Origin of the sequence: Desulfovibrio piger (assembly GCF_900116045.1) — a bacterium.
In the GTDB taxonomy this organism is placed as follows: Bacteria; Desulfobacterota; Desulfovibrionia; order Desulfovibrionales; family Desulfovibrionaceae; genus Desulfovibrio; species Desulfovibrio piger_A.
Genome location: NZ_LT630450.1, coordinates 2,400,342 through 2,415,319, shown reverse-complemented (window position 1 = coordinate 2,415,319; position 14,978 = coordinate 2,400,342). Strand labels below are relative to the sequence as shown.

Here is a 14,978-nt window from a genome sequence, read left to right as displayed (position 1 = left end):
CCGTTTCAGCCGTGCCCTGTCCGCTCCCCGCGACCCGGGCACGACCTCCCCGCGCATGTCCTGCTTCTCCAGACGGGGACCGGCAGCCGGCGATCAGGCCGCCGTCCCTCCCGCCACTGCCATCCTCCCCGGTAAAGCGCGTCGGGGAGGGGATGGGGGTCAGGGGGAAGGGGGAAACCCTTGCGCGCCAGCCAAGGGGGCTCCCTCCCCCCCTGCGAACACCCGGACAACAGCCATCTATACCTTGAAGAACCGCAGCCGCAGCGCGTTGCTGACCACGGAGAAGGAGGACAGGGCCATGGCGGTGCCGGCGATCATGGGCGAGAGCATGGGCCCGCCGAAGACGTGCAGCAGACCGGCGGCCACGGGCAGGCCCAGCAGGTTGTAGCCGAAGGCCCAGCCCAGGTTCTGGCGGATGTTGCGCATGGTGGCGCGGGAAAGGGCCAGGGCGGTGAGCACGGCCTCCATGCCCCCGCGCATGAGCACGATGTCCCCGGCCTCGGCGCTCACGTCCACACCGCTGCCCACGGCCATGCCCACGTCGGCCACGGCCAGGGCCGGGGCGTCATTGATGCCGTCGCCCACCATGGCCACCAGCAGGCCCCCGGCCTGGAGCTGGCGGATGCGCCCGGCCTTTTCGGCGGGCAGCAGTCCGGCGGCCACATCGGCGTCATCCAGACCGGCCTGCCGGGCCACGGCCCGGGCGGTACGCTCGTTGTCACCGGTGAGCATGACCACCCGGATGCCCATCTCGTGCAGGCGGGCCACCACCGCGGCGGATTCGGGGCGCAGGGCATCGGCCAGCGCAAGGATGCCCGCCATCTGGAGGCCGTCCCACTGCCAGCGGGCACTGTCGTCATCACCGGCACCGGCAAGGGCGGCACGGGCCGGAGCCAGCGCCAGCAGCAGCGGCGTCTGCCCGGCCTCGGCCAGGGAAGCCAGCCGTTCCAGCACCGCGGCATCGGGCGTGATGCGGTTCTGTTCCATGAAGGCGGCATTGCCCAGGGCCACGCGCCAGGCCGTGCCGTCCAGCGTCACCACACCGGCGATGCCCAGACCGGGCGCCACGTCCACGGCATCCACCGGGCAGGCGGGACAGCCGCGTTCCTTGCCCGCGGCCACCAGGGCCAGGGCCAGCGGATGCTCGGAGCGGGCCTCCAGCGCGGCGGCCAGGGTGACAAGGGCCTGCTCGTTATGGGCCGCGAGGGGGATCACGCCCGTCAGCACGGGCTTGCCGGTGGTCAGGGTCCCGGTCTTGTCCACGGCGATGGCCCGGACGCGGCCGGCCTGCTCCAGGGCAGCGCCGTTCTTGATGAGCACGCCCAGCTGGGCGCCGCGTCCGGTGCCCACCATGATGGACATGGGCGTGGCCAGGCCCATGGCGCAGGGGCAGGCCATGACCAGCACCGCCACGAAGACCGTGACGGCCACGGTGGCGGGCTCGTCGCTGAAGACCAGCCAGGCCAGACCGGCCAGCGTGGCGATGCCCATGACCGCGGGCACGAAATAAAAGCTCACCCGGTCGGCCAGGCGGGCGATGGGGGCCTTGCTGCCCTGGGCCTCGCGCACCAGCCTGATGATGCGGGCCAGGCGGGTATCCTGCCCCACATGTTCGGCGGTCATGGTCAGGGCGCCTTCACCGTTGACGCTCCCGGCCACCAGGCTGTCGCCGGGGCCCACGGCCACGGGGATGGATTCCCCTGTCAGCAGGGAAAGGTCCACGGCGCTCTTGCCGCCGGCCACGCTGCCGTCCACGGGGATGCGGGCACCGGGCCGGATGACCAGGGTATCACCGGGCATGACCTCGGCCAGGGGGATCTCGCGGCTCTGGCCGTCGGCTTCCAGGCGCAGGGCCGTTTCCGGCGTCAGGCGCAGCAGCGCGCCCATGGCATCCCCGGCCTTGCGCTTGGCCGTGGCCTCCAGGAACTGGCCCAGCTCGATCATGGTCAGCAGCACGGCCACGGATTCATAGTAAAGGTTCATGGCCCGCAGCTGGGGCTCGCTGCCCGCAAGGCCCGCCAGGGTCGTCCACAGGCTGTAGAGCAGGGCCGAGCCCGTGCCCACGGCCACCAGGCTGTCCATGGTGGGGGCCTTGTGGATCAGGGCCAGCAGGCCTTCCCGGTAAAAATGGCGACCCAGCCAGACCACGGGCAGGGTCAGGGCCAGCTGCGCCAGCATGAAGGTGCGGGGCGCGTGGTGCGGGTCGAGCCAGGCGGGCAGGGGCATGCCCAGCATGTGCCCCATGGAGAGGATGAGCAGGGGCACGGCAAAGACCAGCATGGGGCCCAGACGCCCCAGGCGCACGCGCCGGTCTTTTTCGTCCTGCCGGCGTTTTTTCTCGTACTGGACGGCCACGTCCTCTTCCTGTGAGGGCACGGCGCTGAAGCCCATGCCCGCCACACGTTCCATGATCAGGGGCACGGTCTCTTTTTCCGTGCCCGGCTTGAGCCAGATCTGCGCCTTGGCCGTGGCCAGGTTGACCGCGATGCGCTCCACGTTCTCCATGCGCCCCACCACGCGTTCGATGCGCGAGGAGCAGGCGGCGCAATGCATGCCGCCGATATCAAAACGCAAGGGACCTGCCTTTCGCGTTTCCATAAAACCTCCTGTCTGCCGGTGGTCTTGACGCTCCGTTCCGGCAGTATTATTCCTGATGGTGCTCCCATTGAAAATGAAAATCAATATGTGGAAACACAGCAAGGAGTGTCGCATGAAGATCCTCAAAGTCAACGGCATGCGTTGCGGCCACTGCAAAGCCGCCGTGGAAGAAGCCGCCGCCAAGATCCCCGGCGTGAGCAACCCCGTGGTGGACCTGGATGCCAAGGAACTGCGCTACGAAGAAAGCGCGCCGGTCGATGAGGCCGCCCTGCGCAAAGCCATCTTCGACATCGGTTTCGATCCCCAATGATCCGCGTGACCATCCCCTTCTTTCGGGCCGCCCGTGCGGCCCTTTTTTTGTGCCCGCGCCCGGGGCAGGCTGCTCCCACAGGAAATAGTTCATAAAATCACAGGAAGCTAGTCCAATTATTCTGCACGCATATGACAAAAAATCGTGTTCCACTTGCCGAGCTGGCCTAAAAAACGTACTCATAAAAATATCTTGCGCAGGTCAACAGCGCTCGTCAGGAGAGAACATGCGACACACCATCACCGTGGCCGGTGGCGGCAGCTGGGGCACCGCCCTGGCCCATCTGCTGGCTGTCCGGGGGCACAGGACGCGCCTGTGGCTGCGCGATGCCGCCGTGGCCGGGGCCATCAACAGCCGGCACGAGAACCCGCGCTACCTGCCGGGGCTCGCGCTGCATCCCGGCCTGGAGGCCGGGACGGATCCCGGCCTGCTGGGCACGGAGCTCCTCCTGCTGGCCATCCCCTGCCAGCAATTGCGCGGCTGGCTCCACGCCATGCGGCACCACCTGCATGCCGAACCCGTCCTCATCAATGCCGCCAAGGGCCTGGAACGGGGCAGCCTGGCCCCCTGCAGCCGCATCGTGGCGGAAGAGCTGACGGGCAGGCCCTTCCACTACGCCATGCTTTCCGGGCCGTCCTTCGCGGCCGAAGTGGTGCGCGACCAGCCCACGGCCGTGGTGCTGGCCACGGCGGAAGAGGCGCTGGGCTGCCGCCTGCGCGAACTTTTTTCCTGTGCCACCTTCCGCTGCTACTCCAGCACCGATGTGCTGGGCGTGGAGCTGGGCGGCGCGCTGAAGAACGTCATGGCCATCGCGGCCGGCGTCTGCGACGGGCTGGGGCTGGGGCACAACAGCCGGGCGGCCCTGCTGACGCGCGGTCTGGCCGAGATGAGCCGCATCGGCGAGGCCTGCGGGGCGCAGGCGGCCACCTTCATGGGCCTTTCCGGCCTGGGCGATCTGGTGCTGACCTGCACGGGCGACCTTTCCCGCAACCGGCAGGTGGGGCTGCGGCTGGGCCGGGGGGAGAGCCTGGAGCACATCACCTCCAGCCTGGGCATGGTGGCCGAAGGGGTCAAGACCACGGCCGCGGTCCATGACCTGGCCCGCCGGCTGGGCGTGGACACGCCGGTGACCGATGCCGTCCAGGGCCTGCTGCACGGGGGCGAATCCCCCCGGAAGGCGGTCATGCGCCTGATGACGAGGACTTTGCGCCAGGAATGACAAGCAAGCCAAAAAGAGGCTTGCACCGGCCAGGAATGTCGCGTATCTTTTGGCGAATCGTGAAAAAAATTTTTTTCACGAGGATATCCCGCCGGAAGGGCAAACTCGGGCAGATGACGCGCATCCACGTCCATCTGCAATAATTTTGTACTTTTTACCCGGCAGACAATGGGGCGCGTATGACAATACCATCCTACACGGCAAGCGGTTCCTTCATCCTTTTCATCCCGGGCCTGCTGTTCCTGCTGTATGGCGCATGGCAGGCGGTCCGCCAGCGGCAGAACGCCCGCCGGCTCATCCTCTGGGGGGCCGTGCACGACGCGGGCCTCATCTGCATGGCGCTGGGTGCGGCCAATGCCGCCGCCGGCACAGGCGTCTGGCTGTTCGTGGCCTTCCAGCTGCTGGCCCGCGGCCTGAGCTGGAGCGCCCTCAACTCCCTGGCCGGGCCCGCCGCGCCGTCGGCGACCTTCGCGGCCCTGCGCGGGGCCGTCAAACTCCAGCCCGTCAATGGTGCCCTGTTCGCCCTCGGCCTCATGGCCAGCGTGGGCGGTTCGCCCTTCCTCATCCCGGAAGGGCGTCTTTTCATCACCCAGGGCATCCTGGCCTCCTCCCTGCCCCTGCACTGCGGCCTGTTCTGCACCGTGCTGGCGGCCGTCACGGCCACGGTGCTCATCGGCCTGCATGTGGATGCCCTGCGCCAGTGTTTCCTGCAGCCCTGCAACGCCGCCTGTGGTGACGAGGCCCGCGGCAGCTGCCGTTCCGATGCCCTGACCCTGGTGCTGGGCGTGCTGGTGGCCCTCATGGGCCTGGCCCGCGTCCCCATGCTGGACGTGGCCGCCGGCTGGGCCGGCCTGCAGGTGGCCCACGCCGGCGTGCACCCCGCCTTCTGGATCTACTTTGCCGGAGCCTTCGCCTGTGGCGCGGCTGCCTGCCTGAAATGCCGCTGGATGCCCTACATCGGCGTGCTGGCCTGCGCCGCCGCCCTGGCCGCCGTCCTGACGCTGGAGGCGCCCGCGCCCGTGGCCCTGCTCTTCCTGGTGATGATCGGCTTCATCGCCTTCATCGTCTCGGTGTATTCCCTGGGCTACATGGCCCACGCCCACCGGCAGGGGTGGTACTGGTTCTTCCTGCTGCTGACCTTCGCCTCCCTGGCCGGCATCGTTTCCACGCCCGACATGGCCGCCATGTACGGCTACTGGGAACTGATGACCTTCGCCTCCTACTTCCTGGTGGTGCACGAGGCCGACCGCGTGGCCTTTGACGCGGGCTTCAAATATTATCTGATGTGCGCGGGCGGCGCCCTGCTGATGCTGCCCGGCATGCTGCTGCTGGGCAACGGCGGCCTGGGCCTTGCCGATGTCCGCATCCAGAGCGCCCTGCTCTCGCCCCATGTGCTGAACATGGCCGCCCTGCTCTGCCTCATCGGTTTCGGCGTCAAGGCCGGTCTGGTGCCCCTGCACTCCTGGCTGCCCGACGCCCATCCCGCCGCGCCCTCCTCGGTGTCCGGTCCCCTGTCCGGCATCATCACCAAGATGGGCATGTTCGGCATCGTGGTCCTGCTGCTGGGCCAGACCAACGGCGGGCTCTTTGCCGGCGACTATGTCTTCGGCCTGTCCTGGTTCGGCTCCGTCCTGACCTTCATGGGCGCGGCCACCCTGATCTTCGGCGAGCTCATGGCCCTGAGGCAGGACGACATCAAGCGCATGCTGGCCTATTCGACCCTGGGCCAGCTGGGCGAGATCGCCCTGGTGCTGGGCATGGGCACCTGGCTGGCCACGGCCGGTGCGCTCTCGCACATGCTCAGCCATGCGGTCATGAAAGACCTGCTCTTCCTCGGCGCCGGCGCCCTCATCCTGCGGGCCGGCAGCCGCAAGCTCGCCGACCTGCGCGGCCTTGGCCAGTGCATGCCCTGGACCGTGAGCTGCATGGCCGTGGGCCTTGTCTGCATCATGGGCCTGCCGCCGTTCACCGCCTTCTTCAGCAAATACCTGATGATCCAGTCCGCCATCCACGCCGGGCATCCCGCGCTGGCGGCCCTGATCCTCGTCGGCTCCCTGGTGGGCGCCATCTACTATGTGCGCATCCTCAAGACCCTGGTCTTCGAGGAACGCCCCGCCGACCTGCCCGTGCTGGAAGAGGCCCCGTGGTCCATCCGCGGCGCCCTCATGGCCCTGGCCGCCCTCAGCCTGCTGCTGGGCCTGGCCCCCTGGGCCCCGCTCACGCTGGTCATCCCCGTGGCCTCGGCCTGCTTCGCCCCGGCCGCCACGGATCCCGTGGTGCTCCAGTCCGTCATGGCGCCCTGGCCCGTCTATGTGGCCGTGCCCGTGTTCGGGGCCCTGCTGCCGGCCTTCTTCCGCCGCAACCCCGTCTGGGCCGCCCGCTCCAGCGCCTTCGTGCTGCTGCTGACCGCCGTCCTGGTCATCTTCCTGGGCCGCGACCTGGATACCCTGAGCTACTGCTTCGCCCTCATCGTGCCGCTCATCGGCGCCCTGAACGTCTTCTACGCCCAGGGCTACATGTCCCACAGCCACACCCAGTGGCGCTTCTACTGCGCCTTCACCGCCATGTGCGGCGGTCTGGTGGGCATGTCCGCCAGCACCTACCTCTTCCAGTTCTTCCTGTTCTGGGAGATCATGAGCTCGTGGACGCTCTACATGGCCATCGCCCACGAAGGCGACAAGGCATCGCTGCGCGAAGCCTTCAAGTACTTCTTCTTCAACGTGCTGGGCGCCGGCTTCATCTTTGTGGGCGTCTGTGTGCTCGGCCCGGCCACGCCCTTCACCTCCGGGGCCATGCAGTACCTGACCCAGCTCTTCCTGCTGCCCGGCTGGGTGGTCTGGGGCGGCACCGCCCTGCTGGCCATCGGCTTCGTCATGAAGGCCGCCCAGCTGCCCTTCCGCATCGACTGGCAGATGCATCCGGCCCTGGCCCCCACGCCCGTGTCCGGCTACATATCCTCGGTGCTGCTGAAGAGCTCCATCCTGGGCCTCATCAAGCTCTTCATGCTCATGGGCGGCAGCCTGGCCATGATCGGCGTCAGCGCCGCCTGGCCCAATGAACTCATCCAGACCGTGGTCATGTGGATAGGCGGCATCACCATCGTCATGGCCGCCACCCAGGCCCTGCTGGTCAACAACGTGAAGCTGGTCTTCATCTACTCCACCGTGAGCCAGATCGGCTACATGGTGCTGGCCGTGGCCGCCGGCGGCGCCCTGGGCTACGCGGGCGGCATGCTGCATGTGGTCAACCACGTGTTCTTCAAGGACCTGCTCTTCCTCGTCTGCGGCGCCGTGATGTTCGCCACCCACGCCGACAGCCTGGACGACCTGGGCGGCATCGGCCGCAAGATGCCCTTCACCCTGTGCATGTTCGCCATCGCCGGCCTGTCCGTGGTCGGTGTGCCGCCCACCAGCGGCTTCTCGTCCAAGTGGATCATCTACCATGCCCTGATGCAGGCGGGCCAGCCCTTCCTGGCCCTGCTCTCCCTGGTGGGCAGCGTGCTGACCCTGGCCTACATCGCCAAGTTCCTGCACGCGGCCTTCCTGGGCCAGCCTTCCAGCCGTCTGGACCATGTGCAGGAAGCCCCGCTGACCATGCGCGTGCCCATGGCCATCCTGGCCATCGGCTGCATCATCACCGGCATCTTCCCCGGCCTCATGCTCTGGCCCATCAACGCCATCCTGGGCGACTACAACGCCGGCAGCCTGGTGGTGGGCCTTTCGGGCCTGCAGGAAGGCCCCGGTGCCTGGAACGCCACCGGCCTGTGCGTGATGATGGCCATCGCCGCCGCCGCGGGCTGGTACTTCGTGCGCCGCTTCGTGGTGCTGCGTGAAGTGGACGTGCATACCTGCGGCCTGCCCACCGAGGTGGCCACCAGCCGCATGGCGCCCTCGGGCATCTACGGCGGGCTGGTTCGCCGCCTGGCCTGGTTCCCGGGCAATACCAGCGTAGACAACAAGAGCTAGGAAGGAGAAACCGAGATGACCGACATCATTCTTGGTGTGCTGCACATGTGCCTTTTCCCCGGCGGCCTGTTCGCGCTGGCTGTGGGGCTGTTGTTCAAGGGCCTTGACCGCCGCGTCGAGGCCCGCCTGCAGCGCCGCGTGGGCCCGCCGCTGGTCCAGCCCCTGCTGGATATCGCCAAACTGCTGACCAAGGAGACCCTGATCCCCAAAACGGCCGTGCGCAGCGTCTTTCTGGCCGCGCCCGTGGTGGGCTTTGCGGGCATGGCCGTCTGCGCGGCCTTCATCCCCGTGCCCGGCGTGTTCGACGGCCTGTACAACATGGGCGACCTGCTGGTGCTCTTCTACCTGCTGCCCATCCCGGCCATCGCCATCATGCTGGGCGGCTCGGCCTCCAGCTCGCCTTTCGGCGCCATAGGCTTCTCGCGCGAGATGCTCATGATGCTGGCCTACGAGACCCCCCTGCTCATGATCCTGCTGGCCGTGGCCATGCTGGTGGGCAAGGCCACCGGCACCGGTGCCGAGTTCTCGCTGCTGGCCATCGTGGACTGGCAGCAGGGCGCCGGCTCCCTGGGCTTCAATCCGGTCATGATCCCGGCCCTGCTGGCCTACCTGATCTTCCTGCCCGGCACCATGGGCGTGCCGCCCTTCGACATCCCCGAAGCCGAGACCGAAGTGCTGGAAGGCCCCCTGCTGGAATACGGCGGCCCCCTGCTGGCCCTGTTCCAGATCGGCTCCGCCCTCAAGACCTTCGTGGTCCTGGGCCTGGGCGTGGCCCTGTTCTTCCCCGGCACCATCTCCGACTTCTGGATCGTCAACCTGATCTGGTTCGTCTTCAAGTGCCTGGTGCTGATGCTGCTGTCCCTGACCCTGGTCAAGTCCGCCACCGGGCGTTTCCGCATCGACCAGGCGTTCCGCTTTTATGTGAAGGTCCCCACCGCCCTGGCTCTGGTGAGCCTGGTGCTGGTGTGGGCGCTGTAAGGAGGTCGGGCATGAGTCTGGACAACATGCTCAAAAAACTGTCGGTGCGCTCGCCGTGGCTCTTCCGCATCAACGCGGGCTCCTGCAACGGCTGTGACGTGGAACTGGCCACCACGGCCTGCATCCCCCGCTACGACGTGGAACGCCTGGGGTGCCGGTACTGCGGCAGCCCCCGCCATGCCGACATCGTGCTCATCACCGGCCCGCTGACCACCCGTGTGCGCGACCGCGTGCTCGCGGTCTGGAACGAGATCCCCGAGCCCAAGATCACCGTGGCCGTGGGCATCTGCCCCATCTCCGGCGGCGTGTTCCGCGAGGGCTACTCCATCGAGGGCCCCATCTCGCGCTACATCCCCGTGGATGTGAACGTGCCCGGCTGTCCGCCCCGCCCCCAGGCCATCCTGGAAGGCGTGGTGCTGGCACGGAAGATGTGGCTCAAAAAGCTGGGCATCGAGGAATAAATGGACAGGGGGAAGCTTTTGCAACGGCTGGCCGTCCGGCTGGGGCTGCGTGACGCCGCGCCCGCCGGCGGTGACTCCCCCGCTGCCGAGACAACATCCGGGGAACAGCCCTGCCGGCGCTGCGGCATCTGCCACCACGTCTGCGGCCTGATCCCCCGTACGCCCAAAGGCCCGCGCCCGGGTCTGGAGGAATGATTATGGCGGGTTTTCTGAAGATTCTGTTCCGCAATCTGCTGCAAGGCCCCAGCACGGATCCCTTCCCGCTGGGTGAAACTTTCACGCCCGAGCGCTTGCGGGGCCGGGTGAAGATCGACCCCGATCTGTGCATGGGCTGCGGCGTGTGCCGTCATGTCTGTGCTGCCGGGGCCATCAACATCCGCCAGAAACCGGACAACAGCGGCTACACCATCACGGTCTGGCAGGATTCCTGCTGTCTGTGCGCCTCCTGCCGCCAGTACTGCCCCACCGGGGCCATGGGCATCATCAACGACTGGCATTCCGCCCATCTGGACTCGGAGAAATTCGGCCGCGTGGAGCAGCAGACCATCAATTACGAACCCTGCTCGCACTGCGGTACCCTCATGCGGCCCCTGCCGCTCAAACTGGCGAAAAAACTCTACGCCGGCAACAGCGAGATCGACCCCGACCTGATCCGCCACCTGTGCCCCAAGTGCCGCCAGATCGAGGACGCCAAGCGCAGCCTCTGCCGTCTGCCCGAACCGCCCAAGGCCATGGAGCCCGCCCAGACCCCTGCTTCTGCCGCGCCCACCACGGATTAGCCGTCTTTACGAGGATTGAACATGCAAGAGATTCTGCAAGGCAATGCCGCGCTCATGGAGGCTCTTGGAGCCCTCTGCACCCGCGACACGGCCATACACCACAGCACCGACGCCTACGGCAACGCCTTCCACTGGTTCCGCCTGGACCATCCCCGCTTCATGAGCCAGGCCGCCACCGCCCTGCAGGCCGCCCATGCCCGCCTGTGCATGATCACGGCATACAACCTGAAACAGCTGGGCGAACAGCAGCAGGAACTGTGCTACCACTTCGAGCTGCAGGGCGTGGTCTACAACATCACCGCCACCCTGACCGCCGAGCACAACACCGTGCCTTCCATCACGCCCCTGTTCGCCAATGCCGACTGGCATGAGCGCGAGATGATGGAACTGTACGGCATCCGTGTGGCCAACCAGCCCAACCCCCGCCGCCTCTTCCTCGACGAGGAGCTGGACGCAGGCATCCTCAACGAGGCCGTGCCGCTGTCCATCATGATGAACGGGGCCTGTACCACGGACCTCTGGGAACGCATCCTGAAAGAAAAGGAAGGGGAACGCGCATGAGCAAGCTCACCACTTTCCACATGCCGCTGGGCCCCGTGCACGTGGCCCTTGAGGAGCCCGTGTACTTCAACCTCACCGTGGAAGGCGAGACCATCCGCAAGGTGGAACTGACCTCCGGTCATGTGCACCGCGGCATGGAAGCCCTGGCCACCCAGCGCAACCTCATCAAGAACGTCACCCTCACCGAGCGTGTCTGCTCGCTGTGTTCCAACAGCCACAGCTTCACCTACAGCATGGCCGTGGAAAACGTGCTGGGCATGGAGATCCCCGCCCGCGCCCGTTATCTGCGCGTGCTGGCCGAAGAGATCAAGCGCGTGGCCTCGCATCTGTTCAACACCGCCATCCAGGCCCACATCATCGGCTTCAAGTCCCTGTTCATGCACGTCATGGAAGTGCGCGAGATGATGCAGGACGTGAAGGAGACCGTGTACGGCAACCGCATGAACCTGGCCTCCAACTGCATCGGCGGCGTCAAGTGCGACGTGCCCCCGGACATGCTCAAATACATCCTGGGCATGATCGACAAGGTGGAGCCCGCCGTGGACGAGATCCGCGAGATCTACGCCACCAATTCCATGGTCCTGGGCCGTACCAGGGGCCTGGGCCTGCTGCCCAGGGAAGACGCCCTGCGCCTGGGCGTGGTGGGCCCCGTGGCGCGCGGTTCCGGCATCGCCACCGACGTGCGCAAGGATTCGCCCTATGCGGCCTATCCCGACCTGGAGTTCAAAAGCATCACCCATGACGGCTGCTGCATCCACTCCCGCACCATGGTGCGCCTGGACGAGATCTTCGAATCCTTCAAGCTCATCCGCCAGTGCTGCGAACGCATGCCCGAAGGCCCCCACTGCGTGCCCATGCGCCAGATCCACACGGCCGAGGCCTGCGCCCGCAGCGAAGCGCCCCGCGGCGAGGTCTTCTACTACATCCGTACCAACGGCACGGACATCCCGGCCCGCCTCAAGTGGCGCGTGCCCTCGTACATGAACTGGGAGGCCCTGGGCGTCATGATGCGCGACTGCGCCGTGGCCGATGTGGCCCTGATCACCAACAGTATCGACCCCTGCGTCTCCTGCACGGAGCGCTAGGCCGGAAACGGGGATGCACGAAGCCAGCCTTGTCCAGGGCCTGCTCAAGATCGCCCTGAAAACGGTGGAAGAGCACAATGCGGCCCACCCGGAACAGCGGGTGCGGCGCATCCGCAGCATCACCTGCGAGCTGGGCCTCATCTCCTGTGTGGAGCCGCAGACCCTGAAAGGCTGCTTCGAGATCTTTGCCCGGGACGGCATGGCCGACGGCGCGGAACTCATCCTGCGGACCGCCCCCCTGCCCTGCCGCTGCACGGATTGCGGACATACATTCGAGCTGCTCAGACGGCATTTCATCTGCCCCCACTGCGGCAGCGACGCCATACGCTTCACCGGCGGACACGGTCTTGTGATGACCGATCTGGAGGTGGAGCCGGAGGAGAACCATGATTGAGCATATTCAGGTAGTACCCGACAAATGCCGCGCCTGCCGCCGCTGCGAAGTGGCCTGCATCGCCGCGCACCACGGGATGACCTTCAAGGAAGCCATGAAACACCGCGACGTGCTGGTCTCCCGCGTGCAGGTGGTCAAGGCCGAAGGCTTCAAGACCACCGTGCGCTGCCACCAGTGCAACCCCGCCCCCTGCTGCAACATCTGCCCCACCGGCGCCCTGCAGCAGGAGGAGGACGGCCGCATCACCATGCGCGTGCAGCTGTGCGTGGCCTGCAAGATGTGCATCGCCGTCTGCCCGTACGGCACCATCTCGCTGGATACCATCGGCATGCCCGAAGAAGGCGGCGAGACCATGGCCCAGCGCAGCCGCCGTGAAGTGGCCGTGCGCTGCGACATGTGCAAGGCCTGGCGTGAAGAAAACGGCAAAAAGATCACCGCCTGCATGGAAGCCTGCCCCGTGCATGCCCTTTCCATGGTGGAGCCCGACGGCACCGTCATCGAAGCGCCCAAGCCCGAAAAGAAAAAGCCCGCCGACGAATAGCGCGCACGGACCCTGTTCAGGCTGCATGGCAGCCGCGTTTTGACGAGGGGGAAGAGGGAAACCTTTTTGGAAAAAGGTTCTCCCTCTTCCCCCTCGTGCTCCCCCATCTCCCTTCCAAAAACTTTTCTCCGCCCCGGCCTTCTTCCTGCCGCTGGGCACGGGAAAGCCGCGGGCCATCCTGTCCGGGGCATCTCCCGTACAAAAATAGTGGAGCGTCCCCGCTGCCGCGCATCATGCGGCAGCGGGGACGCTCTTTTGCTTTGCTTCAAACAGCCCGGCCACCGGCCCGCCCCGTCGGCGCCGAAGGCGCCGCGATAAAGCGCGCTGGGGAGGGGGGAGTTTGAGGGGGGAACCCCTCTCGCGCCAGCAGCGACCGGATGGCGGCCGCAGGCCGTGCCTGTTGGCGAGGCGGGAGCTTTGCGGGCATCGATGGCAGAGACGAGAGCCCTTCCCCTGCATCAGCGATCTGCACCCGGCCTAGGACTTCCCGGCCATGAAATCGGACCAGCGGGCCAGCAGGGCACGCAGGGCGTTGCCGCGATGGCTGCGGGCGTTCTTCTCGTCGCGGGTGAGCTGGGCGGCACTTTTGCGGATGCTCTCGTCCCAGAACAGAGGGTCGTAGCCAAAGCCGTTCTCGCCCAGGGGCTCTTCGAGGATGCGGCCTTCCCAGGTGCCGCGCACCACCAGCTCGCGGCCGTCGGGGCGCACGGCCACCATGCAGCTCACAAAGCGGCAGGAGCGCCGGGCCGGGGGCACGTCGCGCAGCTCAAAAAGCAGCTTGCGCATGTTGCGCTTGTCCACGCTCTCGCCGGGCAGGCTCTCCCAGTCATTGGAATAGCGGGCGGAATAGACGCCGGGGCCCTTGTCCAGGGCGTCCACTTCCAGGCCGGAGTCGTCGGCCACGGCCACAAGGCCGGTGGCGGCGCACACGGCCCGGGCCTTGATGAGGGCGTTCTCTTCAAAGGTGGTGCCGGTCTCCTCGATCTCGCCGATCTCCGGGAAGGCGGAAAGCCCCACCACCTCGATGCCGAAGTCGGCCATGGGATCGGCCAGCTCGCGGATCTTGCCGGCATTGTGGGTGGCCAGCACCACCCGCAGCTTTTCGTTGTCGTTCATGGGTTCTCCTTGCGCACCGGCAGGTGCGGTCGTTGCAGTGTCGCGATCAGGATGCCGCCGATGATGAGCATGCCGCCCGCCACCTGGGCCGCATTGACGGCCTCGTTGAGGACCATGTGGGCGCCGATGGCGGCGAACGCGGGCATGCTGTAATAAACGATGCCCGCGCGCACGGGCCCGATACGGCTGATGGCGGCCGTCCAGAGGCAGAAGGAACCAAAGGAACAGCCCACCCCGGCATAGAGCACGCCCGTGATGACGGCGGGCTCCCACTGCACGGGCGGCAGCCAGCACATCTCGGCCAGCACGGGCGGCACACAGAACAGCGCCCCCAGCCCGAAGGTGGCGGCACTGAAGCCCAGGACCGAAAGATCCGCGCCCCGGTGGCGCATGAACAGCGAATACAGGCCAAAGCTGGCCGCCCCGCCCAGGGACCAGAGGTCGCCGGGGGCAAAGCGCAGGGCCGCCAGGCGCTCCATGTCGCCGCGGCTGACCAGGATCACGATGCCCGCGGCCACCACCAGCATGCCCAGCAGGCGGCGCGGGGTGATGGCCTCGCCATAGAGCAGGCGCGAGAAGATCAGGATGATGATGGGGGCCGTGGGCGCGATCAGGGCCATGTTCAGGCTCTCGGTGCTCTGTCCGGCCTTGTAGAAAAAGGTGTTCATCAGCGTCACGCCCAGCAGGGACATGAGCACCACGTAGCGCCGGTGACGGCGCAGGGCGGGCCAGTCCTCGCGCAGGTGGCGCCAGGCAAAGGGCAGGATGCTGGCGAAGGCCGTGAACCAGCGCCAGAAGTTGCACTGCCACGGCGGGATCATGTCCGCCACGGCGCGCGCCACCACGAAGTTCCCCGACCAGATGACCACGGCCAGCAGGGCCAGCAGGTAGCCTGATGTGTTCTGTTTCATGCTTTTCCCGGCGCCGCCGTCCTCCTGCGCTCTCATAGCAGGTTGCCCCGCAAATGGCAA

General features: G+C 67.0%; 14 protein-coding genes. 11 read left to right on the top strand and 3 right to left on the bottom strand.

Annotated features, from left to right (window positions below; all coding sequences use genetic code 11):
- Window positions 1-237 precede the first annotated feature (237 nt).
- Complete coding sequence (locus DESPIGER_RS10735) at window positions 238-2,598, bottom strand: heavy metal translocating P-type ATPase (RefSeq protein ID WP_072336667.1); 2,361 nt, start codon at window positions 2,596-2,598, stop codon at window positions 238-240.
- A gap of 112 nt (window positions 2,599-2,710) precedes the next feature.
- Between DESPIGER_RS10735 and DESPIGER_RS10730 the strand changes: the two genes are divergently transcribed.
- The 11 genes from DESPIGER_RS10730 (at window position 2,711) to DESPIGER_RS10680 (ending at window position 12,891) form a co-directional block, all read left to right on the top strand.
- Complete coding sequence (locus DESPIGER_RS10730) at window positions 2,711-2,908, top strand: heavy-metal-associated domain-containing protein (RefSeq protein WP_072336664.1); 198 nt, start codon at window positions 2,711-2,713, stop codon at window positions 2,906-2,908.
- 226 nt (window positions 2,909-3,134) lie between these two features.
- Window positions 3,135-4,127, top strand: coding sequence for an NAD(P)H-dependent glycerol-3-phosphate dehydrogenase (locus tag DESPIGER_RS10725; protein ID WP_072336661.1), 993 nt, complete (start codon window positions 3,135-3,137; stop codon window positions 4,125-4,127).
- A 179-nt stretch (window positions 4,128-4,306) separates the two neighbouring features.
- Window positions 4,307-8,092 (top strand): complex I subunit 5 family protein, encoded by a 3,786-nt coding sequence (locus DESPIGER_RS10720; RefSeq protein ID WP_072336658.1) that lies wholly within the window; start codon window positions 4,307-4,309, stop codon window positions 8,090-8,092.
- A gap of 15 nt (window positions 8,093-8,107) precedes the next feature.
- Window positions 8,108-9,070, top strand: coding sequence for a respiratory chain complex I subunit 1 family protein (locus DESPIGER_RS10715; RefSeq protein WP_072336654.1), 963 nt, complete (start codon window positions 8,108-8,110; stop codon window positions 9,068-9,070).
- Window positions 9,071-9,081: 11 nt separating this feature from the next.
- Complete coding sequence (locus tag DESPIGER_RS10710) at window positions 9,082-9,531, top strand: NADH-quinone oxidoreductase subunit B family protein (protein WP_006007884.1); 450 nt, start codon at window positions 9,082-9,084, stop codon at window positions 9,529-9,531.
- Window positions 9,532-9,726 (top strand): hypothetical protein, encoded by a 195-nt coding sequence (locus tag DESPIGER_RS10705; RefSeq protein WP_072336651.1) that lies wholly within the window; start codon window positions 9,532-9,534, stop codon window positions 9,724-9,726. It abuts the gene before it with no gap.
- A gap of 2 nt (window positions 9,727-9,728) precedes the next feature.
- Window positions 9,729-10,310 carry a 4Fe-4S binding protein gene (locus DESPIGER_RS10700; RefSeq protein WP_072336648.1) on the top strand — a complete coding sequence of 194 codons (582 nt, stop codon included), beginning with the start codon at window positions 9,729-9,731 and terminating at the stop codon, window positions 10,308-10,310.
- Between the two features lie 21 nt (window positions 10,311-10,331).
- Window positions 10,332-10,871, top strand: coding sequence for an NADH-quinone oxidoreductase subunit C (locus DESPIGER_RS10695; protein ID WP_072336645.1), 540 nt, complete (start codon window positions 10,332-10,334; stop codon window positions 10,869-10,871).
- Window positions 10,868-11,956: a nickel-dependent hydrogenase large subunit gene (locus DESPIGER_RS10690; RefSeq protein WP_072336642.1), complete on the top strand. Its 1,089-nt coding sequence runs from the start codon at window positions 10,868-10,870 to the stop codon at window positions 11,954-11,956. The genes DESPIGER_RS10695 and DESPIGER_RS10690 overlap by 4 nt, the downstream gene beginning before the upstream one ends.
- A 13-nt stretch (window positions 11,957-11,969) precedes the next feature.
- Window positions 11,970-12,350: a hydrogenase maturation nickel metallochaperone HypA gene (locus DESPIGER_RS10685; RefSeq protein WP_072336639.1), complete on the top strand. Its 381-nt coding sequence runs from the start codon at window positions 11,970-11,972 to the stop codon at window positions 12,348-12,350.
- Window positions 12,343-12,891 (top strand): 4Fe-4S dicluster domain-containing protein, encoded by a 549-nt coding sequence (locus DESPIGER_RS10680; protein WP_072336636.1) that lies wholly within the window; start codon window positions 12,343-12,345, stop codon window positions 12,889-12,891. Before DESPIGER_RS10685 ends, DESPIGER_RS10680 begins: the two co-directional genes overlap by 8 nt.
- Window positions 12,892-13,368: 477 nt before the next feature.
- On the opposite strand, the gene rdgB is transcribed toward DESPIGER_RS10680, so the two are convergent.
- On the bottom strand, window positions 13,369-14,007 hold the full coding sequence (rdgB, locus tag DESPIGER_RS10675; protein WP_072336633.1) for an RdgB/HAM1 family non-canonical purine NTP pyrophosphatase: 639 nt from the start codon (window positions 14,005-14,007) through the stop codon (window positions 13,369-13,371).
- Window positions 14,004-14,918 (bottom strand): DMT family transporter, encoded by a 915-nt coding sequence (locus DESPIGER_RS10670; protein ID WP_072336630.1) that lies wholly within the window; start codon window positions 14,916-14,918, stop codon window positions 14,004-14,006. The genes rdgB and DESPIGER_RS10670 overlap by 4 nt, the downstream gene beginning before the upstream one ends.
- Window positions 14,919-14,978: the final 60 nt, after the last annotated feature.

Coding starts and splice junctions, on each gene's coding strand:
- DESPIGER_RS10735 (WP_072336667.1), bottom strand. CDS start 2,598: ATGGAAACGCGAAAGGCAGGTCCCTTGCGTTTTGATATCGGCGGCATG.
- DESPIGER_RS10730 (WP_072336664.1), top strand. CDS start 2,711: ATGAAGATCCTCAAAGTCAACGGCATGCGTTGCGGCCACTGCAAAGCC.
- DESPIGER_RS10725 (WP_072336661.1), top strand. CDS start 3,135: ATGCGACACACCATCACCGTGGCCGGTGGCGGCAGCTGGGGCACCGCC.
- DESPIGER_RS10720 (WP_072336658.1), top strand. CDS start 4,307: ATGACAATACCATCCTACACGGCAAGCGGTTCCTTCATCCTTTTCATC.
- DESPIGER_RS10715 (WP_072336654.1), top strand. CDS start 8,108: ATGACCGACATCATTCTTGGTGTGCTGCACATGTGCCTTTTCCCCGGC.
- DESPIGER_RS10710 (WP_006007884.1), top strand. CDS start 9,082: ATGAGTCTGGACAACATGCTCAAAAAACTGTCGGTGCGCTCGCCGTGG.
- DESPIGER_RS10705 (WP_072336651.1), top strand. CDS start 9,532: ATGGACAGGGGGAAGCTTTTGCAACGGCTGGCCGTCCGGCTGGGGCTG.
- DESPIGER_RS10700 (WP_072336648.1), top strand. CDS start 9,729: ATGGCGGGTTTTCTGAAGATTCTGTTCCGCAATCTGCTGCAAGGCCCC.
- DESPIGER_RS10695 (WP_072336645.1), top strand. CDS start 10,332: ATGCAAGAGATTCTGCAAGGCAATGCCGCGCTCATGGAGGCTCTTGGA.
- DESPIGER_RS10690 (WP_072336642.1), top strand. CDS start 10,868: ATGAGCAAGCTCACCACTTTCCACATGCCGCTGGGCCCCGTGCACGTG.
- DESPIGER_RS10685 (WP_072336639.1), top strand. CDS start 11,970: ATGCACGAAGCCAGCCTTGTCCAGGGCCTGCTCAAGATCGCCCTGAAA.
- DESPIGER_RS10680 (WP_072336636.1), top strand. CDS start 12,343: ATGATTGAGCATATTCAGGTAGTACCCGACAAATGCCGCGCCTGCCGC.
- rdgB (WP_072336633.1), bottom strand. CDS start 14,007: ATGAACGACAACGAAAAGCTGCGGGTGGTGCTGGCCACCCACAATGCC.
- DESPIGER_RS10670 (WP_072336630.1), bottom strand. CDS start 14,918: ATGAAACAGAACACATCAGGCTACCTGCTGGCCCTGCTGGCCGTGGTC.